General features: G+C 46.5%; 17 protein-coding genes. 12 read left to right on the top strand and 5 right to left on the bottom strand.

Annotated features, from left to right (window positions below):
• Positions 1 to 292 precede the first annotated feature (292 nt).
• The 6 genes from AC438_RS05365 to AC438_RS05340 all read left to right on the top strand — a co-directional run bounded on the left by AC438_RS05365 (position 293) and on the right by AC438_RS05340 (position 9,431).
• Positions 293 to 1,321, top strand: a complete 1,029-nt coding sequence (locus tag AC438_RS05365) for a rod shape-determining protein (protein ID WP_053980209.1) — start codon at positions 293 to 295, stop codon at positions 1,319 to 1,321.
• A 245-nt stretch (positions 1,322 to 1,566) separates the two neighbouring features.
• Positions 1,567 to 2,490 (top strand): rod shape-determining protein MreC, encoded by a 924-nt coding sequence (gene mreC / locus AC438_RS05360; protein ID WP_338011121.1) that lies wholly within the window; start codon positions 1,567 to 1,569, stop codon positions 2,488 to 2,490.
• Complete coding sequence (gene mreD, locus AC438_RS05355) at positions 2,477 to 2,959, top strand: rod shape-determining protein MreD (protein WP_053980208.1); 483 nt, start codon at positions 2,477 to 2,479, stop codon at positions 2,957 to 2,959. Before mreC ends, mreD begins: the two co-directional genes overlap by 14 nt.
• A 246-nt stretch (positions 2,960 to 3,205) precedes the next feature.
• On the top strand, positions 3,206 to 3,787 hold the full coding sequence (locus tag AC438_RS05350) for a Maf family protein (protein ID WP_053980207.1): 582 nt from the start codon (positions 3,206 to 3,208) through the stop codon (positions 3,785 to 3,787).
• 109 nt (positions 3,788 to 3,896) lie between these two features.
• Entirely contained in the window at positions 3,897 to 5,375 is a 1,479-nt protein-coding gene (gene rng / locus AC438_RS05345; protein WP_053980206.1) for a ribonuclease G, read from the top strand.
• Between the two features lie 78 nt (positions 5,376 to 5,453).
• Entirely contained in the window at positions 5,454 to 9,431 is a 3,978-nt protein-coding gene (locus tag AC438_RS05340; protein ID WP_156317005.1) for a YhdP family phospholipid transporter, read from the top strand.
• A 78-nt stretch (positions 9,432 to 9,509) separates the two neighbouring features.
• On the opposite strand, the gene sthA is transcribed toward AC438_RS05340, so the two are convergent.
• Both sthA and AC438_RS05330 read right to left on the bottom strand, forming a co-directional pair.
• Positions 9,510 to 10,934 carry a Si-specific NAD(P)(+) transhydrogenase gene (gene sthA / locus AC438_RS05335; RefSeq protein ID WP_053980204.1) on the bottom strand — a complete coding sequence of 475 codons (1,425 nt, stop codon included), beginning with the start codon at positions 10,932 to 10,934 and terminating at the stop codon, positions 9,510 to 9,512.
• Positions 10,931 to 11,791, bottom strand: a complete 861-nt coding sequence (locus tag AC438_RS05330) for an HDOD domain-containing protein (protein ID WP_053980203.1) — start codon at positions 11,789 to 11,791, stop codon at positions 10,931 to 10,933. The genes sthA and AC438_RS05330 overlap by 4 nt, the downstream gene beginning before the upstream one ends.
• Positions 11,792 to 12,102: 311 nt before the next feature.
• Between AC438_RS05330 and AC438_RS05325 the strand changes: the two genes are divergently transcribed.
• The 6 genes from AC438_RS05325 (at position 12,103) to ispH (ending at position 19,270) form a co-directional block, all read left to right on the top strand.
• The gene (locus AC438_RS05325; protein WP_156317004.1) at positions 12,103 to 13,287 is read left to right on the top strand and encodes a DNA-binding response regulator; all 1,185 of its coding nucleotides are present in this window, start codon (positions 12,103 to 12,105) and stop codon (positions 13,285 to 13,287) included.
• 139 nt (positions 13,288 to 13,426) lie between these two features.
• The gene (gene ribF / locus AC438_RS05320) at positions 13,427 to 14,371 is read left to right on the top strand and encodes a bifunctional riboflavin kinase/FAD synthetase (RefSeq protein ID WP_053980202.1); all 945 of its coding nucleotides are present in this window, start codon (positions 13,427 to 13,429) and stop codon (positions 14,369 to 14,371) included.
• A 76-nt stretch (positions 14,372 to 14,447) separates the two neighbouring features.
• Entirely contained in the window at positions 14,448 to 17,252 is a 2,805-nt protein-coding gene (ileS, locus tag AC438_RS05315; protein WP_053980201.1) for an isoleucine--tRNA ligase, read from the top strand.
• Positions 17,245 to 17,805, top strand: a complete 561-nt coding sequence (lspA, locus tag AC438_RS05310) for a signal peptidase II (protein ID WP_082353982.1) — start codon at positions 17,245 to 17,247, stop codon at positions 17,803 to 17,805. Before ileS ends, lspA begins: the two co-directional genes overlap by 8 nt.
• Positions 17,798 to 18,247 carry an FKBP-type peptidyl-prolyl cis-trans isomerase gene (locus AC438_RS05305; RefSeq protein WP_053980200.1) on the top strand — a complete coding sequence of 150 codons (450 nt, stop codon included), beginning with the start codon at positions 17,798 to 17,800 and terminating at the stop codon, positions 18,245 to 18,247. Before lspA ends, AC438_RS05305 begins: the two co-directional genes overlap by 8 nt.
• 90 nt (positions 18,248 to 18,337) lie before the next feature.
• Entirely contained in the window at positions 18,338 to 19,270 is a 933-nt protein-coding gene (ispH, locus tag AC438_RS05300; protein WP_053980199.1) for a 4-hydroxy-3-methylbut-2-enyl diphosphate reductase, read from the top strand.
• Between the two features lie 175 nt (positions 19,271 to 19,445).
• On the opposite strand, the gene AC438_RS05295 is transcribed toward ispH, so the two are convergent.
• The 3 genes from AC438_RS05295 to nadB form a co-directional block, all read right to left on the bottom strand.
• Entirely contained in the window at positions 19,446 to 19,937 is a 492-nt protein-coding gene (locus AC438_RS05295) for an RDD family protein (protein WP_053980198.1), read from the bottom strand.
• A gap of 306 nt (positions 19,938 to 20,243) precedes the next feature.
• Positions 20,244 to 21,527 (bottom strand): conjugal transfer protein TraF, encoded by a 1,284-nt coding sequence (traF, locus tag AC438_RS05290; protein WP_156317003.1) that lies wholly within the window; start codon positions 21,525 to 21,527, stop codon positions 20,244 to 20,246.
• 379 nt (positions 21,528 to 21,906) lie between these two features.
• Positions 21,907 to 23,562, bottom strand: coding sequence for an L-aspartate oxidase (nadB, locus tag AC438_RS05285; protein WP_053980196.1), 1,656 nt, complete (start codon positions 23,560 to 23,562; stop codon positions 21,907 to 21,909).
• Between the last annotated feature and the right edge of the window lie 268 nt (positions 23,563 to 23,830).

The raw sequence follows: 23,830 nt of genomic DNA, 5'->3' as shown, positions 1-23,830 counted from the left end.
CAAGCATAATTGCGCTAGGTGTGGTTGGCTGGACGCTTACATTTATTGTGATGTTTGAGCGGTTCACTTTAAGCCCAATATACCACCCAAGTTAAGGCTAAAATTTATTTGCGCCTTGCTCTCGTCCCTTAGCGTTGCTAGAGTGCAACCCTTCTATATAATAGGGACAAAAGTGGCCTTTAGGTTTGCTGTTTGTCGCTGTTTTTAGCCCTATCGGGCTACTGTATCGAATATTATTATTTTAAATGTGCATGCTTTTGTGCGTGCCGACTTGAAAAAGGCTTTCGTCCACATGTTTAAACGCTTACGCGGGATGTTTTCTAATGACTTGTCCATTGATTTGGGCACAGCGAATACTTTAATTTATGTGCGTGAGCGCGGTATTGTTTTGAATGAGCCTTCAGTTGTGGCCATTTTGGATCATAACGGCCAAAAGCGCGTGCAGGCTGTAGGTATGGCGGCAAAGCGTATGCTTGGCCGTACGCCGGGCAATATTATGGCCATTCGGCCCTTAAAAGATGGTGTGATTGCCGACTTTCAAGTGACCGAAAAAATGCTGCAGCACTTTATTAAAAAGGTACACGAAAACGCGTGGTTACAACCTTCGCCACGGGTTTTGGTCTGCGTGCCGTGCTTATCGACCGAAGTCGAAAAGCGCGCGATTCGCGAGTCGGTCATTGGTGCTGGCGCACGCGAGGTGCATTTAATAGAAGAGCCTATGGCCGCGGCGATTGGCGCAGGCCTTAGTGTAGAAGAAGCGACCGGCTCTATGGTGGTGGATATTGGTGGCGGCACTACTGAAATTGCCATTATCTCGCTAAACGGCGTAGTGCATTCCGATTCTGTACGCATTGGCGGCGATCGCTTTGATGAAGCGATTATTAATTTTGTGCGCCGCAAATACGGCAGTGTCATTGGTGAAGCCACTGCTGAGCGTATCAAAAAAGAAATCGGCTGCGCGTTTGCCGGTAGTGAAGTGCTCGAAATTGACGTGCGAGGACGTAATTTGGCCGAGGGTGTCCCTCGTTCGTTTACCTTAAATAGTGATGAAGTTTTAGACTCGTTACAGGAGCCTTTGGCGGGTATTGTGCAGGCGGTAAAGAGTGCTTTAGAGCAATGCCCTCCAGAGCTGGCGAGTGATATTGCCGAAAGCGGTATTGTCATTACCGGCGGCGGTGCTTTGTTGCGCAGTATTGATCAGCTATTGATGGAAGAGACAGGCTTGCCCGTTGTGATTGCTGAAGACCCATTGACCTGTGTAGCGCGCGGTGGTGGCAAAGCAATGGAGTTAATGGACAGCAGCACCATTACATTGCCCTAATACTTTATTGGTTTTTGGCGCCGGCGGGGCTATATCTTGCCGGCGTTTTAGCATTTGGGTTGAGCTGATTGTTTGGACCTTGTGTTATAAAGGATTATGACGATTTTTTATGAGCATGCGTTGCTTTTATTAAATTTTTGGGTGTCGTGCCTGCTTCATATTGCGGCAATGTGCGCTATATTGACTTTAAAAATTGTATTTTTTCATTGTTGTTGATCTTCAAGGCATAGCCAGAGGGTAAGTTCATTAAACTGCTTTTTACTAAAGGACCATCACTTGGCGCTAAAATAGCGGTATTGTTTGTGGTATCGGCAGTATTGGTTGGGCTATTTGTGGCGACGCCTTTTTTGCAGGGCGCGCGTGATAAAGCCGTTGGCCTTGCGGCTCCGTTTTATAAGTTTGCTGATTTACCCCGCGATATTGCCGAGTGGAGCCGTACCCGCTTAATTAGCCGTGATGAGCTGATTCAAAAAAACGAGGCCTTGCGCAGCGAGTTATTAGTTCATCAGCGCAAGCTACAGCAATTGGCTTTTTTGGCAGCTGAAAACACACGGTTACGGCAACTCTTAAACTCGGCTGATAACCTAAATCATCGCGTATTGGTTGCCGATTTGGTGGGTGTGGCGCCAGATCCTAATATCCATAAAGTGTTTATTAATCGCGGTAGTGACGACGGGGTATATGTTGGTCAGCCAGTTGTGGATGCCACTGGGCTGATTGGCCAAGTGGTTAATGTCTCGAGTAACGACAGCGTGGTTTTGTTGATTTCGGATACCAGTCATGCCATACCGGTACAAATTAACCGCAATGGTGTACGCCTTATTGCAGAGGGGCGCGGCAGTGTTTTTGAGCTAGGCCTGCGTCATGTACCCAGTACATTAGATATTAAAGAGGGCGATTTACTGGTGAGCTCGGGTTTGGGTGATATTTACCCGGCAGGCTACCCCGTGGCAACCGTACAAAAAATTACTTATGACCCCGGTCGCCCGTTTGCTGAGGTTGTTGCTATACCCAAGGCGCAGCTTAATCGCAACCGCCATGTTTTGTTGGTTTTTGCTAACAAGACCCGCTTCTCTTTTGGGGATCAAGCCTTTAGTGCACCACCAAAAGCGATGTTAAAAAAGCCTAATAGTGATAACGTAAAAGAGCCCAGTAATGACAACCCATAGCGGCTTTTATACATGGGTTGTTGTATCTGTATTACTGGCTCTGCTTTTGTGCGTCTACCCGTTGCCGGCGCATTATGCGTGGTTTAGGCCCGAATTCTTACCGCTATTGTGCATATTTTGGGCCTTATATTGCCCTTTTCGGTTTGGTGTGGTGATTGCTTGGGGAATTGGCTTAGCGCAAGACGTTGTCGTGGGCGGCGTGTGGGGCGCCCATGCGATTGCATTGGCGTTTATTACCTACGTGTGCTTATTATCTTATCAGCGGTTGCGCAGTTATAGCCTAGCTCAGCAAATACTCTGGGTATTTATATTGGTCGGTATTCATCAAATTTTTGTTAATTGGGTATATGGCCTAGATGGCTATGACGCTCCCGTTGAAATGATTATCCTCCCTACATTGATTACGGCGCTGTGTTGGCCCTTAGTGCTGACGCTGCTTAAACCTTCGCGCGGGGTGTGGCACGTTTAAGGTGTTCAGTGGTAGGTTTAAGGTGTTTAATTGAAGCACGATGCATTTCACCTGATACATTGAGCGTCAACATACCGTTTAGCGATACGATTAGTGCAGTCGCTTAATTGTGTTAACTATTCTTCATGCTAACTGTGAACCATTATCATTCAATGGCATCTATATTCGGGTTATATTTTAAGGGTTTAGGCTGCGATGCTCGATAAGGTTGGCCTGACGACTCAAAAACTTAGGTTTGTTTAATATATGAAAAAACTACTACTAGCCTCTAAATCCCCTCGCCGTGCAGAACTTTTACAGCAAATAGGTGTGCCTTTTGAGGTGATTAGCGTTGATGTGCCCGAGTTGCGCGCTGAGGCAGAGGCGCCAATGGATTATGTCTTGCGCTTAGCTTGCGATAAGGCACGCGCTGGTGCACAGGCGTATGCCGATCAATCATGCCCGGTTTTGGGGGCTGATACGATTGTTGAGTGTCAAGGCCAAGTACTAGAAAAGCCCAAAGATGCCGCTCAAGGCGCGCAAATGTTGATGCTGTTGAGTGGTAATACGCATAAAGTGCACACCGCAATAGCGGTGTGCGAGGGTGATAAGCAACGGGCAGATCTGGTGACGAGCGAGGTTACTTTTAGAGTGATTAGCCCTGCCGAAATAGCCGCCTATTGGCAAACCGGTGAGCCCTGTGACAAAGCAGGCGGCTATGGGGTGCAAGGTTTTGGCGGTGTGTTTGTGAGCCATCTTGCGGGCAGTTACTCGGGGGTGATGGGTTTGCCTGTTGCGCAAACTCAGCAATTGCTTAACCAGTTTGCAATTGGGTGTTGGCAAGGTTAATTTAATGGGTGACTCTTGTGCGGTTGTCTTGGCTTAGCGGTCAGTGACACGTCTATAACTCGCGCTTTAATGTTTATGTATACACTTAAAAACCAGCAGGGAGAAATCTGTGAGAGATGAAATTCTCGTTAACTTTGGCCCCACAGAAACACGCGCTGCTTTGGTCGAAAACGGCGTAGTACAAGAAATTTATATAGAGCGTACGCAAAAGCGCGGCATTGTTGGCAATATTTATAAAGGTAAGGTGGTGCGTGTATTGCCGGGCATGCAAGCGGCTTTTGTGGATATTGGACTGGAGCGTGCAGGTTTTATTCACGCGGGTGATATCTCGCTGCTCAACGAAGACGGCGTCGAGAAAAAATCGCAAGAAACAGCCGATATTCGCTGTTTATTGCGTGAAGGCCAGCAAGTACTTGTGCAGGTCACTAAAGATCCAATAAGCACCAAGGGTGCGCGTTTAACTACGCATATTTCGGTGTCTGCGCGTTATTTGGTGTATATGCCTAACAGTGAGCATATTGGTATTTCTAACCGCATAGAAGATGGCGCTGAGCGCGAGCGCCTAAAAGCAGCGGTCGCAGAGCTAACGAGCGAATACCAAGAGCAATATGGAGGTGGCTTTATTGTACGTACAGCCGCCGAAGGGGCTTCAATTGAAGAACTGAAAGCTGATATTCCGTTTGTGTACAAGCTGTGGCATAACCTTGAAGATAAAATCAAAAAGAGCAAAGCTCCAACGCTAGTGTATGAAGACCTACCGCTTTATATGCGTACTGTGCGTGACTTAATGCAGCCAGCACTCGAAAAAGTACGCATTGATTCGCGTGAATCGTTACAAAAAATGGAGAATTTTGCGCAATACTACGCCCCTGAAATTGGTGGGCGTATCGAGCATTATCCTGGGCCGCGACCCATCTTTGATTTGTATGGCGTTGAGGATGAGCTTAAAAAAGCGCTAGAAACCCATGTACCGCTTAAATCAGGTGGTTATTTGATTATTGAGCAAACCGAAGCTATGTCGACGGTTGATGTGAATACCGGGGCTTTTGTTGGGCATCGCAATTTAGAAGAAACCATCTTTAAAACGAACCTAGAGGCGGCTTCGGCGATTGCTCGGCAACTACGGTTACGCAATTTAGGGGGGATTATTATTCTTGATTTTATAGATATGAGCGACCCAGAACACCAACGTCAAGTCCTGCGCACTCTCGAAAAGCACTTAGAGCGCGATCGAGCAAAAACTAACGTTATGGGTGTGTCTCAGCTAGGCTTAGTCGAGATGACGCGTAAACGCACCAGTGAATCGCTAGGGCAAATGTTATGCATGCCCTGCTCGGTATGTAATGGGCGCGGCATTTTAAAGTCGCCTGAAACGGTTTGTTATGAGATATTTCGTGAAATACTGCGCGAAGCACGCAACTATGACGAAACCAAATTATTGGTATTAGCCTCACAGGTCGTGATAGATCGTTTACTGGATGAGGAGTCGGACAATGTGGCAGATTTGGAAATGTTTATTAAACGCTCTATCCAATTCCAAGTAGAGGCGCTGTACAATCAAGAGCAATACGATATTGTGTTGGTTTAGCGTATTGCGCCGATATGAATAAGCCCTAAAACTTGATGTGACAAAATTGATTGTAAGTATTATGCCAGGTGTAATGTTGTGATATTACCCCGCCGTTTTTGGAAACCGTTTGTGCGCTTTGTGTGGGGCATGGCGGTTTTTTTGGTCATATTTTTGGCTGTTAGTGTGCAATTGGGGCGCTTTGCCTTCCCTTATCTTAATGATTACAAAGCTTACTTTGAGCGCCAGCTTTCTGAGCGCCTTAATGCCAATATTACCTTGGAGGCAATCAATGCCAGCTGGGATGGGCTGAGGCCCTCGATTGAATTAGTTGGCGTGGGTATTCGTAGTAACGATCAACAGGGGCGCTTTTTTGCCCGTAGTTTGTCGGCCGACATCAATTTGTTGTCTACCTTTGATGATTGGCGTCTAGCGCTAGGTAAGCTCAACGTTGATGGTTTAAATTTGCTGCTCGAGCAAAATCAAACCGGTGCTTGGCGAGTCGTTGGGCTGCCGCAATCATCGGCGGGTGATCGCAATTTCACGATTGATGACCCGCTAGATATTTTCTTATTTGGGCGTCGTCTAGAGCTAAGCAATACACACTTGGCGTTTAAATTTAGAACAGGCCACGTTGCCGAAATTAATGTGCCGAGCGTGTCTTTAGAGAACGATCACGATTTTCATCGCTTAAAAGCTAAGCTTGATGTCGATGCTGACTCTAACGCCGTGTATTTTATTGTTGAGGGTAATGGCGACCCCCGCGATGATAAAAATTTTAGCGCGAAAGGTTATTTACAGCTTAAACAGTTCCCCTTACAAAAGGTGGTGGCTGCAACGGGGTTGAACAAAGGCTTACACATAGAGCCTGGTTTATGGAGTGATGGCAGCCGCGTTGATCTGCAGCTGTGGTTTGCCGGTTCTGCCGCGAAAGGAGTTGTTTTTAATGGCGGCGCTAAGGCGTCGGGTTTACCGTTTGAGCTGCCAGGCAATATCGCCGCGCCGGCTATTCCTTACTTTAAATACGCCGGCACATGGAGCAAAACGCAAGGCTTGTTTGCACAAGTTGAGGACTTTGGTTTGAGTTGGGCGGATGCGCAAATTCCGCCTCTAGATTTAGAGCTGCGCGCGAGCTTGCATCGCCCAGTATCGCTGAGTATACGTGAGCTTGATGTCACGGCTTGGAGCCATGTTGCCGGCACGTTAAAACTTAATAACACTATTGCTAAACTCCAGAGTTTATTGCAACCTGGTGGTTTATTGCGCAATATTGGCGTGACACTTACTCGTCCAGAAGAGGGCTATTTTAATTTACAAGCCAACGTGATTGATGCCGCAGTCGAAAGTTGGCAAGGCGCGCCGCAAGTGCGTCATGCAACGGGTTTTGTCGAGGCGAGTGCGTTTCAGGGGCGAATGGTGATTGCCGCTAATGACGGCTTTATGATGCATTACCCGATTGTGTATAAAAAGCCGCTGAGTTTTTCGCAGGCCTCGGGTGAGATTGCTTGGTTTGTTAATTTAGAGGACTCCATTGTTTATGTGACCTCTGGGCTGCTACATCTGAAAGGCTTGGGTGGTGATGGCGCGGGTTATTTATCACTATCGCTACCCTTTAAAAAAATGGCCAATCAAGAGCCCGAGATGTGCTTAGTGGTAGGTATGCGCCAGAGTGCTGTGCGCTATCACGAAAATTACGTACCTTATACAATTCCTAGCTCTTTGTATCAATGGTTAGGGCAAAGTATTAAAGATGGTGATTTAACGGACGGTGGTTTTATTTACCGTGGCTCTTTATTACCTAAGCCGTTGCGCCCAAGAACCTTACAATTAGGGATGAAAATTCATAGCGCGGAGCTAGCTTTTGACCCTGCGTGGCCGATTTTAAAAAATGCCAACGCTTCTTTACTCGTTGATGATATGGCATTAGTGGTTGCGGTTGATCAAGGGGAGTTACTGGGCAATCAATTAACGGCTGGGCGAGTGAAACTGATCAAAACACCGACAGACAAAATGGCATTATCGATTACAGGTAATGTACGTGGCGATACGGCGGATGCACTCGCTTTGCTGCGCTCTAGTCCGGTTAAAGATGTTGCGGGTGAGGCATTGGCGCAGTTTGATGCCAGCGGGCTTTATACCGGTAGTGTGGAGTTATTTATTCCTTTAGAAGGCGGCCTCAATGACGGCTGGCAAGATATTCAGGCGACACTACAAAATGGCAAATTTGCACTATCGGATATTGGTTTGCACTTTGATCAGGTCAGTGGTGATATTCGTTACCACACCCAACAAGGTTTAACGGCTAAGCGTATCCAAGCGCATTTATGGGGCCAGCCTGTGAGTGCGTCATTAAATACCCTTAAAGATCAGCAAGGCCGTTTATTGAGACTGGACTTTGACGGGACTATGACCACGCAAGACTTACATGCTTGGCTAAAGCGGCCGATGTTTAATTATATGCAAGGTAAAACACAGGTTGCAGGCTGGCTAAAGCTTCCCTTTGACCATCCAACACAGGGTATTGAACTGCAGGCGAGTACACAACTGAAAGGCGTTACTTTGACCTACCCTAAACCTTACGCTAAGGCGGCTGATGAAAAAATGGGGCTGGATGTTTTTTACTCTTTACCGGCGGGGCAGTCATTAAGTCGTATTGGGATTAGAGCCAGCAACGGTCTCAACAGTGAGCTATTAATGCAAGGCGGCAGTTTACTGGGGCTTGATGTGGGGATTAATACGGGTGCACGAGCCTCTGCGGGTGACATGCGCTTGCATGGTGAGCTAGCGCATATCGATATCAAGCCCTGGACGACGTTTGTATTGGAGTATTTGGATACTTTAGCGTTGGCTAATTCGAGTGCTGGGCAACAAGCATTAGCTGAGGGGGTGCCGGTATCTGCCTCGAGCATTGCTACGCCTAAATTTTCTATGGGGGTTAAAGCAAAAACGGCTGCCGTTGATAACGTAGTGATTCATGATCTCTCCCTGTGGGGCAAAGAATTAGACAGCTCTTGGTATTTTGATATTGAGACATCACTCGCGGTGGCCAATTATCAGCGCTTTAATAATGGAGATCCTTCAAAATTACATTTTGAGTATTTACACCTCCCCAAAAGCGATGACCCGCTTGATGCCTCTGAGCCTAAGGTGAGCGTACTGGCCGATGTCGCACTTGAGCACTTAGAGCCGATGGAGGTCAAAATTGATGAGCTTGCTATTGCGGGCGAGGGCTGGGGACATGTGTCTTTTGATTATCGGCCTGTACATCAGGGTTTACTGGCTAAAAACATTCGCGGTAATTTACGTGGCTTAAAAAATTTAGGTGCCACCTTAGCGCTTTATAAGCGCGATGTTGATGCTTGGGAAACAAGCTTTAGCGGCGTTGTGCGCACCGCTAATATAGGTAATGTCATGAATAATTTTGGCTACCCTAGCATGATGACGAGTCAAAAAGCGTCATTCAATATTAGCGTCAACTGGCCGGGTTATCCTGATCAATTAGATGTGAATGCGCTGGCCGGTACCGTTGATATTAATTTGTCAAAAGGTAAATTTATGAGTGAAGAGGGCAAGGGTGATAGTGCCTTTTTGAATTTAATTGCCTTACTCAATTTTGATACACTTGTGCGTCGTTTACGATTAGATTTTTCAGATTTAAGTGCTGAAGGCTTGGCTTATGATAAGGTCGCTGGGCAATTAAATTTTAGAAATGACTCTGTGCATTTGACGCATGAGGCACCTTTAAAAGTAGATACCACATCGGCTGACTTGCAATTGTTTGGCGATATCAACCTGAAGGCACAAACTATCAACAGTCAATTGGTTGCTACTTTACCTATTGCGGGTAATTTAGCTGTTGCCGCCGCGCTTACGGCAGGGCTGCCAGCTGCCGTGGGTGTTTATGTGGTCGGGAAGTTATTTAAAGAGCAAGTGAATGATTTTGCGAGTGTACGCTATAACGTAACCGGTAGTTGGGATGACCCTAAAATGGACGTGGATAAAATCTTTGAAAGTAAGTCACGTTCTACAGATAGCGCACAGCCTAATCATACGAAAACTACTACTGAAGAAAAATAGATACTGGGTAAAAGCCCTGTACTTGACCCAGTATCAGTACTCATCGCTAGGTAGCGATAACGGTGTTATAGGTGCGCTTTATGCTTGGCACAAACGCTGGCCAATAATGCTCAGAGCCGCCACGCGATAAGCTTCTGCTAATGTGGGGAAATTAAAAATATTATCGACAAATATATCGATGTCGCTGTGATTAATCATGGCCATTTGACCGATATGAATCAATTCTGTAGCTCCTTCACCGACAATCATTACGCCGAGTATTTTTTTACCTTGGTGGTCGCAAACTATTTTTAATAAGCCGTTTTGGATACCTGATATTTGGCCGCGGGCAATTTCATCGAAGCGCGCCTTGCCGACCAAGCAATTAGGGTGTTTGGCTTTAGCTTGTGCCTCGCTTAACCCAATAGATGATAGCTCTGGAATAGAATAAATACCGGAGGGAATCATAGTGTTCATGTTACCTAGTGGGATGTTAAGTGCATTACAACTCGCTCGCCGGCCTTGCTCCATTGAGGCAGATGCTAGAGACGGTGGGCCAATAATATCGCCAGCAGCATAAATGGTGGGGACAGCTGTTTTCAAATCGGCATTAACGCTAATTAGGCCGCGTTCATTGACTTTTAACCCAGCCTTACTAATACATAGATCTTTGACATTAGAAATACGCCCTGCTGCGCATAATAGCTTTTCGCTTTTGACGTGTGTGCCGTCTTCTAGCTCGGTAATGACAGAGTCTGCGCCATCCCAATAAGCTTTGGTGACTTGGCGGTTACCGAGCCAAGTGCCGCCCATGTCTTCAAAGCCGGCAATAAAGGTATCGGTTAAATCATCATCTAAAAAACCTAAAGGCCTTGGGTAGCGGTCGATCATAGTCACTTTAACGCCTAGCGCCTGAAAGATAGAGGCATATTCACTGGCAATAACACCGCCCCCTAGCACCGCCAGACTATGCGGCAAATACAACATCGATAAAATAGAGTCGCTATCAAAAAGATGTTCATGGTCAATGGCCACATGCTCAGGGGTGCGCGGCTCGGAGCCTGTGGCAATGACAATATGCTCAGATTCGTAGCGCTGTATTTGCCCGCGTACATTGGTGACCGATATGCATGTTGATGATTCAAATTTAGCACGGCCGTGAATAAGGTCGACATTATTACGTGCCACTTGCCTACGCATATATTCATCATGGGCATTAAGTACGTCGCCTAAGCGGCTAATTAAGGTGGCTAGTTCAATGTCTTCGGGGAGTTCAAAATTAGCAATTTCAGCACTTTGTCGCATAGCCCTTACACGCAGTGCGTTTTCACGTAAGGTTTTTGATGGAATGGTGCCGCGGTGCACACACGAGCCACCTAGCTCACGGCTGCGTTCGATAAGGGCAACGTTACGGCCCATTTTTGCAGCTTGAATGGCAGCCTTTTGCCCTGCAGGCCCGCTACCAATGACAATCATATCGTAATCACTTATGTGATTTTGATCGGTTGTACTTGATGTGTTCATTGGCCCATCGCCTCCATGGCAGAGTTTATCGCTTCTTCTTTTTGGATCAGTTTTTCGATGTCATCGGGGTACAGGTTAAGGTCGGCAAGTACCGGTGATTTGATGAGTTGCTCGTGTGTAATTTTTTTATTAAGGGGCGTATCTTTATAAAAGCGACGAGCAAATTCGGCTCCCGCGACTACAATCATGGTTTGCTCGGCGCTTTTGCCCGCATTAGCGTAATCATCAAACCAAGTCACAACGTCGCAGACCAAGCTGGGCATCTCCCATTGGTGTACCACACTAATACCCAGTGAGCGTTGAAAGTGTTGCTCTAGCTCAAACATCATATTGGGAGGTACATCTAGCTGCACTTTTTTAGCCGATTCTATAATAACTTGGATGGCAACAGGACGCCCGATATCGTGCAGTAGCCCTGCTAAAAATGCCGCCTCTACGTTGCGCCGACAAGCCCGTGCGATTTCTTTGGCCCATAAGCCGGCCATTAATGAAAACTGCAGCTCTATTTGAATGTGTTTTTCGTAGCCTGGCACATTGAACATTTTACTGTTGACCGAGGCTGCTAAGGCGATATCTGCAATGACACGCATGCCTAGCCGAGTGATAGCCTGCTGTAAAGAGACTAAGGTCGCATTGGGTGAATACAATGCTGAGTTTGCAATGCGCATTACGTGACCGGCTAGTGGCTGGTCGCTTTGAATTAATGTGGCTAAGTCCCCAGCATCTGACTCAGAGTCATTGGTGAGCCGCATCACTTTATTAGCAACTTCCGGCAGCATAGGGACTTCGATATTGTCTTGCTGAATGCGCTCGGCAATAACATCAATAAAAGAGGCTTCCTTAGGGGGTGTGCTCATGGGGCGCTCGCTAGTTAAGTTAACGGTGTTTCTATAAAGTTAGACCTTTTTGATGATTTTGCCTTTATTCGTTTTTATATTAGCGTGTTCATTACTTGGGCGGCGATACAGTAAGCCTGTTAAATGGCACTGGCTATAGCGCCGGTGTTAAGGTTGCGCCATTAGTCAAAAAACTATTGCCAATCTAGGGGCGATAAAATACTGGGTAAGTGGCTTTAAAAAAACAGCGATTATTATTTGCTGATCTCTTAATGTTGGCTAGTTTAAGAGGTAGGGTGTTGGTAATGTAGGCCAGTAGGCTGGGAGTCAAAGTGAGTTATCAGATATTACTATGCAGTGAAAAATTATCGGTGATGGGTGAGTATATACAGCATTTCTTTAACGCACAGTGCGTTGCCTGCACTGATGATTTAAAGGATTTACTCACAACAGGTGATTATCGCGCGGTGGTCATTGATTGTAGCTCGCTAGCGTACTCCTTAATGACTTGTACGAGCTCAGGCTTGGCTCTGGGTAAGCAGTTAGATTTGCCGGTTATAGTGATTGCCGACCAGTGCTCGCTAGCCGATAAACTTGAAGCGTATCAAAATGGTTGCGATGATATTATTGATCTCGCCACTAACAAAGATGAAGCCTGTGCACGGATCACTAAAAGTATCTTTCATCGCATTGCCAATGAGCAGCTCAATAATCGCTTAGAATTAGCCACTGAAACCGCTCGCAATGCGATGGTTGATAACAGCGATTTAGGGGCTAATATTCAATTTCTATTGGCGGTGCATGAGTGCGATAATCTAGATCAATTGGGTCAGCAGCTCTTTGTGACGCTTGAGCGCTACGGTTTAAAATGCAGTTTGCAAATGCGCAGTAGCTTGGGAGTGAAAAACATGGAAGCTCACGGCATGAGCAAAGATCTAGAGTCACAATTGCTGTATCAGCTTAAAAATACTGATCGCTATATTGATTTTGGTGCACGCACTATTTGCAATTATGATCGTGTTTCATTGTTGATCAAGAACATGCCCGTTGACGATGCTGATAAATATGGCGCCATCAAAGATAACACCTTTCATTTACTGCAAGGGCTAAATGCTCGCATTCATTCACTAGAAGATCGCCATACGCTAATTGAAGAGCGGGAGTGTTTACGCAAGCTCAGTAAAGACATTAATACGGTGATGAATTGCGTTAAAGCACGCTATCAAGATGTGATGCAAAGTATTATGAATGAGGTCGATCTATCGACGTCAATGCTGCAAGATCGCGTGCCTCACTTGGCATTAATTGAGTCGGATGAGGCTTTTATTGACGGTGTAGTGGAGCGACTTATTGGTACAACTAATAATGTTTTTAGTGAAGGCCTGAAAGTTGACGAGATTTTTATGCGTCTAGAAATGAGCCTGGAAACCTCTCTTCATGCGCTTGATGAACACCCTGAGCTTGCTGGTGCGAGCAAATCGCCTCGCCCTCCCTCTTCCTCGGTTGATTTATTTTAGTGACCTAATTCGCCACTCGCTAATGATAATGTGTTTGCAAGTGCTTACTTATTGTGTGTTTTGTTCTGTTTGGTTGGGCACCGAGCTGCTGTTCTAGTGTATACTCGCGCGTCAATTTTAGTGATTTAGGGCGAGTATAATGGAGCAGCAGGCATTTATTTCGGGACTGAGCGGTTTACGCAAGCTCAGTAGCGCCTGTGTGGTCACTATTGGCTCGTTTGATGGGGTGCATCTTGGACACCAGCAAATTCTTGCTCGTCTTGTTACTTTGGCGAAAGCGCAGAATGTCCCCAGTGCGGTTGTTATTTTTGAGCCGCAACCTCATGAGTACTTTGCCAAGCAATCTGTGCGCCCAAGGCTGATGCGGCTACGCGAAAAAGTACAGGCTTTATTTGCCGAGGGCATTAATTACGTGGTGTGTCTGCGTTTTAACGCCCAGCTTCGCAATTTAAGTGCCGAAGCATTTATTGCCCAAGTGTTGGTTGAGGGCCTCAATGTGAGGCACTTAGAAGTCGGCGATGACTTTAGATTTGGGTGTGATCGGCAAGGTGATTTTGACTTACTTCAGCAAGCTGGTGAGTCATTGGGTTTTAGTGTGTCTAAAAGCCAAACCTTTATTATGGGCGGTGAGCGAGTCAGTAGTACACGCATTCGCCAATTGCTAAGTGAACAGGCCTTAACGGCTGCAAACGAACTACTCGGCAAACCTTATACTATTGCGGGGCGCGTTATCTACGGTAATCAGCTCGGTCGAACTATTGGTGTGCCTACCGCCAATATTGGTTTGGGGCGTTACCATGCGGCATTGGGCGGGGTGTATGCTGTTAAGGTAACTCTTGACCGGCATGTTTATAACGGTGTCGCAAATGTAGGTATTAAACCTACGATTGCTGGTATCCATAAACCCATGCTTGAGGTGCATATTTTTGATTTTCACCGCAACCTTTATGGCCAATTTATTTCGGTGGAATTTTGTGCGATGCTGCGCGCAGAGAAAAAATTCGACTCCATCGAACAGCTCGTTGCACAAATACAGCAAGATTGCGCAAATGCTCAATGTTTTTTTGATGCGCCAACAATTTAGATAGCCAAAAACGACTTCCATAAAATTAACATTGGGTTAATTTTTATTTATTGACATTCACCTTAAGAAACGCGACATGACTGATTACAAAGCCACACTCAATTTACCTAAAACGGCTTTTGCCATGAAAGCCAACTTAGCTCAACGCGAGCCGCAAACGTTAAAGCGCTGGCAAAAAGAGAATATTTATCAAGCGATTCGCACGGCCCGCAATGGTGCGCCAAAATTTATTTTGCATGATGGCCCTCCTTATGCAAACGGCAATATTCATATTGGACATGCGGTTAATAAAATATTAAAAGATATTATTATTAAATCAAAAACGTTGAGTGGTTTTGATGCACCCTATGTGCCTGGCTGGGATTGTCATGGTTTACCTATTGAACATAATGTCGAGAAAAAAATTGGTAAAGCGGGCGTAAAAGTTGAGCACAATGTGTTTCGTAAAAAGTGTCGCGAATACGCCGCCAAGCAAGTTGCTGGTCAAAAAGAGGACTTTGTGCGCTTGGGGGTGTTAGGTGAATGGGATACACCTTATTTAACCATGGATTATAAAACCGAAGCCGATACTATTCGCGCCCTAGGCAAAATCGCTAAAAATGGGCATTTGGTGAAAGGTTTTAAACCGGTTTATTGGAGTGTGGTGGGTGGTTCGGCATTGGCTGAGGCTGAAGTGGAGTATCACGAAAAAACTTCTAATTCGATTGATGTTAAATTTCCGATTGATGATATTACTGATTTTGCCGCGCGGATTGGATTTGAGCAGGTACCTGCCAATGCGGCCATTGTTATTTGGACAACCACCCCGTGGACTTTACCGGCAAACCAAGCTGTGAGCTTAAATGCCGAGCTTGACTATGTACTAATTAGTGCTGGCGATGCCACCATAGTTGTGGCTGAAGCACTTATGGAGGGGGTGTGTCAGCGCGGAGAGCTCGAAAACCCTAAAGTACTCGCGACTTTTAAAGGCAGTGTTTTAGAAAACCTTGCGCTACAACATCCTATTTACAGTAAAACAGTGCCTATTATCTTAGGTGATCATGTCACTGTCGATGCCGGCACAGGCTGCGTGCATACAGCCCCTGATCATGGTGTAGAAGATTTTAATGTTGGTAAGAAATACAATATCGGTACACTCAATATTGTCGGTGGTGATGGTGTTTACCGTGAAAATGTTGAGCTATTTGCGGGTCAACATGTATACAAGGTTGATGAGGCCATACTCGATGCGCTCAGCCAAAGAGGTCATTTGTTTCATGCTGCAAAGCTGGTACACAGTTACCCGCACTGCTGGCGTACCAAAACACCACTGATCTATCGTGCAACACCGCAGTGGTTTATTAGTATGACGGCAAACGGTTTGTTGAATGATGTGAAAAATGCTGTAGATGGCGTGGAGTGGTTGCCGAGCTGGGGTGAAACGCGTATTCGCGCCATGCTGGAGTCGAGTCCCGATTGGTGTGTGTCGCGTCAACGTACATGGGGTGTGCCAATTGCCTTATTCATTGATAAAAATACCGGTGACTTACACCCTAATACCGAAGCTTTAATTGAGCAGGTGGCTCAAAAAGTAGAGCAAGGCGGTATAGAGGCGTGGTTTGAACTAGACGCTCAAGTACTATTAGGCGATGACGTTGATCAGTATGAAAAAGTCACTGATACTCTCGATGTGTGGTTTGACTCGGGTGTGACACATTCATCGGTATTGTCGCAGCGAGACAACTTGCACTACCCAGCCGATTTATACCTAGAAGGCTCTGATCAGCATCGCGGTTGGTTTCAGTCATCGTTAAAAACGGCGATGGCTATTTATGGCTCGGCGCCTTATAAACAAGTGTTAACGCATGGCTTTGCAGTCGATCAAAATGGCCACAAAATGTCTAAATCGTTGGGCAATGTGATGTCACCGCAAACAGTCTTTAATGACTTGGGCGCTGATGTTTTACGTTTGTGGGTATCGGCGACTGACTTTTCTGGGGACATGAGCGTATCAGAAACCATTTTAAAACGTACTGCCGATTCGTATCGTCGCATTCGCAATACGGTACGTTATTTGATGGCTAACTTAGGTGAGTTTAACCCTGAGCAAGACTTATTACCCGCTGGTGAGTTAGTGGCATTAGATGCTTGGGCTGTTGAGCGTACCGCGCAGTTACAACAAGAAATATTGGCGCATTACGAAACCTATGAATTGCATCAAATTTATCAAAAACTTCACAACTTTTGTATTGTGGATTTGGGTGGGTTCTATTTAGATATTACTAAAGACCGCGTTTATACAACACCCACCAAAAGCGTAGCACGCCGTTCTGCACAAACAGCGCAATACCATATTATTCAAGCGTTGGTGCGCTGGATTGCTCCTATTATGTCTTATACCGCCGATGAAATTTGGCAAGCAATGCCAGGTGCGAGTGAGTTACCGATATTTGCCGAAACATGGTACGCATTACCCGATTGCAGCGCGCGGGCACTAAAGCCCGAGGTTGTAGATTTATTGGCTGAAGTGAAAGGTGAGCTCAATAAAGTGCTTGAGCAAAAGCGCAGCGATGGTGAGGTAGGCAAGTCATTAGAGGCTGATGTTGTGCTCTATTGTGGCGATCAGTTGCGCGATGTTTTATCGTCATTAGACGATGAGCTTCGTTTTGTATTGATGGTGTCTAAAGTGACTTTAGCCACTAAAGCGCAAGCGGCAGAGGCGAAAGCAGAAGCGACACAGCTCGATGGTTTAAGTATTCAGGTGACTAAAACAACGACCAATAAATGTGTTCGCTGCTGGCACCATAGCGATACGATTGGGCAGCATGCTGAGCACCCCGAATTATGCACCCGCTGCGTGACTAACATTACAACCGACGGAGAGGTGCGACGTTATGCCTAATCAAGAAACACTTAATCTTAGCTTTATGAGTCAGCGTACCAACGCGATAGCAATATTTTTAAGTATTACTTTGATTGTATTAGGGCTTGATTTATGGACTAAAGTGTATGCCGTTGCGGTATTGCAAATTGAAGGTACCACCTACCCTGTGATTGATGGGCTATTTAACTTTACGCTACGCTATAATCATGGCGCAGCCTTTAGTTTTTTGTATGATGCCGGTGGTTGGCAGCGCTGGTTTTTTGCGAGTATAGCGGCTGTGATGAGTATTGTATTAACTGTGTGGCTATCGCGTATAGCCACCACTAAAAAGTTAGAATCTTTAGGGGTTTGCCTCATTTTGGGTGGGGCATTAGGCAACCTCTACGATCGCGTCACCTTGGGTTATGTTGTTGACTTTATCGATTTTTATTGGAATAACAGCCACTTCCCCGCGTTTAATATTGCCGATTGTGGCATCTCTTGTGGCGCAGCTTTATTAATATGGGATTCCATTTTTGGTGCTGGGGCAAAAGCCAGCGACAATCAAAAAACTGAGGGCAGTCATGATTAATTTAGCGGTTGCAGATAATACTAAAGTTACCTTGAATTTTTCGCTAGCATTGGAAGATGGCACTGTTGTGGATTCTAATCACGGTGAAGAACCTGTGACATTTGTTGTGGGTGATGGCAACTTACTTGAAGGATTTGAAAAAGCGATGTTCGGCTTACGTGCTGGTGACGAAAAAGAGTTATTGATTACCCCTGAGCAAGGTTTTGGTATGCCAAATCCTAATAATGTTCAAGAAGTCGCCATGAGTGATTTCCCGAAAGATATGACGCTGGAAGTCGGTCTGATGCTCTCTTTTTCGGATGCACAGAATACCGAATTACCGGGTGTGATTAAAGAATTAAAAGAGGATACGATATTAGTCGATTTTAACCACCCTTTAGCTGGGCGCACCTTAAAATTTAAAGTGTATATTCACACTGTCGCGCCAGCGGTTACCCACTAATTTTGTATGCAGCCATTGATAACGTATAGGTATTAATGGCTGCATATTAGGTGGGCTTTTTGTTTTTATTGAATACTTTTAGGGTGTTGTATGCAAATTAAATTGGCTAACCCTCGTGGTTTTTGTGCGGGTGTCGATCGCGCTATAGATATTGTTAATCGTGCGTTAGATATTTTTGGCGCTCCTATTTATGTGCGCCATGAGGTGGTTCATAATAAATTTGTAGTCGAGCAGCTCAAAGAGCGCGGTGCAATTTTTGTTGATGAGCTTGATGAAATTCCCAATGATGTCATTGTGATTTTTAGTGCTCATGGCGTTTCGCAAGCCGTGCGTGCAGAAGCACAAAACCGAGGATTAAAAGTTTTTGATGCGACTTGTCCTTTGGTGACTAAAGTTCACCTTGAGGTGGTTAAATACAGTACCGAAGGATGGGAGTGTATTTTGATTGGGCATCAAGGACACCCAGAAGTGGAAGGCACAATGGGGCAATATGACGAGAGATTCGGCGGGCAAATTTATTTAGTCGAAGATGATCATTGCGTGGCAAATTTACAAGTTAAAAACCCCGATAAGCTAGCCTATGTGACACAAACGACGCTATCGATGGATGATACAGCTAAGGTGATTGCTGGGTTGCGTCAGCGTTTTCCAAATATTGAAGGACCTCGCAAAGATGATATTTGCTATGCGACGCAAAATCGTCAAGACGCTGTTAAGCAGTTAGCTTTAGAGACGGAGGCGGTATTAGTGGTTGGTTCGCCTAATAGCTCTAACTCTAATCGCCTACGTGAACTAGCCGAGCGCTGCGGTACCGAGGCTTATTTAATAGATGGCCCAGAAGATATTAAGCCAGAATGGTTTGATGGTAAAAAGAATATTGGCATTACCGCGGGTGCTTCAGCACCTGAAGTGTTAGTGCGCGATGTGATCGCTGGGCTTGAGCGTTTAGGGGCAAAGGTTCCTATCGAGTTGGCCGGTAAGCCTGAAAATGTGAGCTTTTCGCTGCCTAAAGAGTTGCGCTGATCACCTGAGTGTTTTGTTGTGGTGCAGGTACAAAACACGGGATTTAATCAAGGACGCTATTTTTTTGAGTCATTAGACTCATAGCGACAATCGGCAGCGGAGCTGTAAAAATCCCTTGTAGCATGTTTTAAGGCTGTGCCGATTTTATTAGAGAGAGTTGTTACTAAGGGTAGACTTAGCCGGGTTTGTTTTTGGGTAACACGATCACGGTTGTGGTAGTGAGCTTATCGTGTAAGCATTGGCCTGTTGGGCTAAAAAAGCGATACCAATAGCCGATGCCAGCCAGTAACAAACTCAATACACCCCAAGCGGCTCGTTGGCTGCAGCGTACGGCAGATGGCGGTTGCTGAGTATGCACATCTATCAGACATAAGCGCCAAGCTCGCATGCCCACGGTTTGCCCTGAGCGTTGCCAAAAGCCCACATAAAAGCTGCCAAGCGTTAATATCCAGCCAATCAGTACAAGCTCACCGATACCTCCTGTGGCAAACATCGGCTGATATTGCTCGGCGCCTTGCTGGCTTCCCAGCCCTAGAGTGGCACCTACTATGGTAACTACAGCGCCATAAGCCATGCTAATCGCTAATAAAATTAAGCTATCGTAGCCAAGTGCAGCAAAGCGTCGCCATAAAGGCGCGCCGCAATAAGGGTTTGATGGGGTTGTCATGGTAAATCCAAATTTGAGTCTGTTAATACTGGGGTGGTTGATATTACGATCTAGCCACAGGTACTGTATTTAAGGGTTTTGGGTGATAAAGGTATTGTATGAATATAAAAATGCCAAATGAGTGAAGCATGGCGTTAATTGCGATGGTTTGTACTGGCAAGCGTGAGTGTGCGGTATGCACAAAACGACTGCAATAAAAAATATGGCTACAACAAAGTACGACTGCAAAAAATACAGGTGTGTATGATCGAGCGAAGCAATGGGCAAAGACTCTAGTGGCGTACTCGAGTGATCACAGTATGCTCACTAAAATGCAAAGCCTAGTTGCAAACCGGCGCCGCGCTCTTGTTGGCTGGTTTGATAGCTAATATTGAGGTAGGTGCGCAACCAGTGTGTACCTATGCCGATAGAGCTGACAGCCGGAAGATTGTTGTCGGTATCGTAGCGGTAGCCTGCACGCAGGGCGAGGTGCTTAAACAGCATATATTCTCCGCCCAGTGATAAAAGCTGGCCGGTTTTTTCTTTGTCGTAAGGCGTAGCGACTTGCATATCGTAATCTAGGCCAATTTGCCAATTAGGTTGGATATAGCCAATGCCCATGCGGTGCTTAGCGTTGAGTTTTATCGGCTCGTTGCCTTCCCCGCTAGAAAAGTTACGGGTGAATAAATCTTTGCCGACATATGCTAGACGCACGCCCATATCAAAGTCTATGGCAATGCCAATATCGGCATTAAACATAAGGTGTGGCTTAAAGGTTAGCGAGGTATTCACTGTTTTATCGGAAACATTTCTGACCTCATCAAACACGCGAACTTGCATGACTTTGGGGGTAACGCCAATAGCAACTCGCATGCGATCCATGTCAAAGCCCCATGCCGCTGAGACGGCAGCCTCGTTGATGACTAGGCCTCTGATTCTGGCGCTAGATTCGATGGCATCAAACGGATCGCGAAGCGAAGGCGGTAGGCTGTCGTAGTTTCGGCAAATAATATCGCCGCTGGAGTCGGGCTCTAAATTAAACACGTCACAATTCACATCGCGCCAATCGCCGCCTGCTGCCACATTATCAAGCGCTTTGATATATTCTTTAAAAAGCGCCAGATCATCGTCGGGTACGTAGCTTGCGCCACCGCCTTCAATACGCGAGCCAAGGTAGAAGGCGCCACCGCCTTTTTTGGACGGCTCTGAAATCGAAATGGCCGCTACAAAAGCGCTAAAGGCGATGTCGCGATTGGCTATGCCTTCAAGGCCTTGCTCAAGGTCGGTAGCCGCAGTGCTCACAAGGGCGGCATTGGCTGGGTTGGGTGTTGCGTTATAACGGCTTAGTGCCTCATCAAACATAACATCAAGCTCTTCGTCGATAAGGTCAATCGCATCGATAGCCACCTCCGAGAGCGACCCGAGTGCATAAGGCAGATAATAGCGGCCATTGAGAGTGGTATCTTCGTCTTCATTGTATAGCCCGAGCAGCGCTGGGTTGTGGCCTGCCGCCATATCGACGCTCCCTACGGCAACGGCTGCGCCGCCCATCGATTGGCTGCGAGGATCGTAAATACCAAAACTGCCAGCCCAAGTGGCGTGGCTTATCATTACGGTACATAGAGTTGCAATTTTTAACAGGGGAGCACGCTTCACTATTCGCTGCCTTATTCGCTTGGTCTTGTTATTCCACACGCTATGTATTGTTGTGGTATTGGCGGTACCCGAGAGGCTGCCTCAGGGTTTTGGTTGAGTACGGTGTTAATTGTAAGCTACCAGCGGAGTTTAGGCGATGGTGTGAGTGTGATGGGTGTTAGGTTTGGCGCTATAACTCACTTTTAGGGAACAATTGCGAAGACTTGGTGATGGTGCGCAGCCAAATCAAGCCGAGGTGCTATCGCTCGGTAGATGTTAATGGGTTATCCGTTGAGTATGTAAACGCCGATATTCTGCGAGTATCGGCGTTTACGGGGGGTAATGATGAGCTTTGCTAAGGGGTAATAAACACTTTTTGATCGGCAAAGTTACGCGGCACTAGTAGAGTGTCTTTTGGTGTGTCGCTTTGGTCGGGGTGGTCGAGTGAAAAGTGTAGTCCACGGCTTTCTTTACGCTCCATGGCTGAGCGAATGATGAGTTCGGCAACCATCGCCAAATTGCGCAACTCGATGAGATCGCTACTGATCTTATAATGGGCGTAGTATTCGTGAATTTCGGTTTGCAGTAATTCTACGCGGCGCAAGGCGCGCTCTAGGCGCTTATGGGTGCGTACAATGCCAACGTAATCCCACATGAAGCGGCGAATTTCATCCCAGTTGTGGTAGATAACCACATCTTCGTCGGAGTTGGTGACTTGGGTTTCATCCCAAGGCTTGCAGGGTTGGGCCGGTGTTGTGGTGGCGAGTTTGGCAATAATATCCTCAGCGGCCGATTGGGCGTACACAATGCACTCTAGCAGTGAGTTACTAGCCATGCGGTTGGCGCCATGCAGGCCGGTAAATGAAGTTTCGCCAATGGCATATAAGTTGTTGAGGTCGGTTTGGCCACGGGTATTCACAACAACGCCGCCACAGGTGTAGTGGGCCGCAGGGACTACAGGAATGGGTTCTTGGGTTATATCAATCCCGTATTTCAAGCATTGTGCCAATACCGTCGGGAAGTGCTCTTGAATAAAATCTGGGTCGCGATGGCTAATATCTAAATACATGCATGGCGCACCTAAGCGCTTCATTTCGTGATCGATAGCGCGAGCGACAACATCGCGAGGGGCCAGCTCGGCCATGGGGTGAAAGTCTTGCATAAAGCGTTCACCGTTAGGGCGCTTTAAGATAGCCCCCTCACCGCGCAGAGCCTCGGTCATTAAAAAAGATTTGGCTTTCGGGTGGTATAAGCAGGTAGGATGGAATTGGTTAAATTCCATATTGCCAATGCGACAGCCAGCACGCCAAGCCATTGCAATACCATCGCCGCTGGCACTATCGGGGTTGGAGCTGTATAAATACACCTTACTCGCACCACCGCTCGCCAGCACCACAGCTTTGGCGGTATAGCATTCCATAGTATCGTCATCACGGTTGAGCACATAGGCGCCGACACAGCGTAATTTTTGGCTGCTCGGGTCGGGTTGCTGAATCAGATCGAGCGCAACGCGGTTTTCTTGTAGGGTGATATTGGGGTGATTGATGGCATTGTTGATTAAACCGGTGTGCACCGCTTTGCCTGTGGCGTCGGCACTGTGAATAATGCGCCTATGACTGTGGCCACCTTCACGGGTGAGGTGAAATTCGCCTTCGGCAGAGCGTGTAAAATCGACGCCGAGTTCCACTAGCCATTTAATCGCACTTTTGCTGCGCGCAACGGTAAATTCAACGGCATCGGTATGGCACAAGCCTGCACCAGCGGCCAGTGTATCTTTGACGTGTGACTCGGTCGAGTCTTGGTCGTCAAGCACCGCGGCGATTCCCCCTTGAGCGTACCAGGTTGAGCCCTCTTTTAAAGAGCCTTTGCTAAGTACCGTGACTTTGGCGTACTTGGCAATGTGCAGCGCCAAGCTCAAACCTGCTGCACCACTGCCAATAACGAGGACATCGCATGCGTGAGGGGTATTTTGTACTTTTAGCGAGGGAGTGGGGCTTGTCGGTGTGCTCACAAATGGTTTACCTTAACGAATAATAACGGGGGAGTATTACTTTTTAAACGTATAAAAAACTTTTTGATGCCTTGTTGCCGCTTTAATAAGCTTATAGGAGACTGCAAGTCATTGAGTATTATCAGTGCCCAAGTGGGAACTTTGCAACAATTAGCGAGTCTTTTACTGCCATCGAGTGACGTAACGGATGGGTTTAATGAATTATTAACGGTCTTATACCGCCTAAAATCATGGCTCTTTTAAAAATGACGCTTTGTTCGTCTTCCTG

The sequence above is a fragment of the Marinagarivorans algicola genome, from assembly GCF_001292705.1.
Classification (GTDB): Bacteria; Pseudomonadota; Gammaproteobacteria; order Pseudomonadales; family Cellvibrionaceae; genus Marinagarivorans; species Marinagarivorans algicola.
The sequence above is the reverse complement of the archived record's forward strand: the minus strand, read 5'-3'. Positions and strand labels throughout refer to the sequence as shown.